1 protein-coding gene is annotated in these 541 nt (G+C 73.6%); it reads left to right on the top strand.

The annotated features are described in order from the left end of the window. Positions 1–541, top strand: a 541-nt coding sequence (locus GVL52_RS31785; protein ID WP_200847961.1) for an FAD-dependent monooxygenase, incomplete at both ends; no start/stop codon positions are given.

Here is a 541-nt window from a genome sequence, read left to right as displayed (position 1 = left end):
GGGCACCGGGTGACGGTCTGCGAGGCCGCGGCGCGGCCCCAGCCGCTGGGCGTGGGCATCAACCTGCTGCCGCATGCGGTGGACGTGCTGGACAGCCTCGGGCTGCTGCCCGCGCTCGACGCCATGGCCGTGCGCACCCGCGCCCTGGTGTTCGCCAACCGGCACGGCCAGCCGATCTTCGAAGACCTGCGCGGCACCGAGGCCGGCTACAGCCATCCGCAGTACAGCGTGCACCGGGGCGAGCTGCAGATGCTGCTGTGGAATACCTGCCTGCAGCGCCTGGGCGCAGACCGGGTGCGCGCCGGCCTGCGCCTCACCGGCTGCACCGAGGAGGCGGACGGCCGCGTGCTGGCGCAGGCCGACCTCGCGGCCGGAGGCACCGCCACGCTGCGCTGCGATCTGCTGATCGGGGCGGACGGCATCCATTCGGCGCTGCGGCGCCAGTTCCACACCCATGAAGGCGCGCCGCGCTGGAATGGCATGATGATGTGGCGCGGCACCACCTGGGCCCGCCCGTTCATGGACGGCCGCACCATGGTGC

The sequence above is a fragment of the Rhizobium sp. 18055 genome (assembly GCF_902706285.1).
Classification (GTDB): domain Bacteria; phylum Pseudomonadota; class Alphaproteobacteria; order Rhizobiales; family Rhizobiaceae; genus Rhizobium.
The sequence above is the reverse complement of the archived record's forward strand: the minus strand, read 5'-3'. Positions and strand labels throughout refer to the sequence as shown.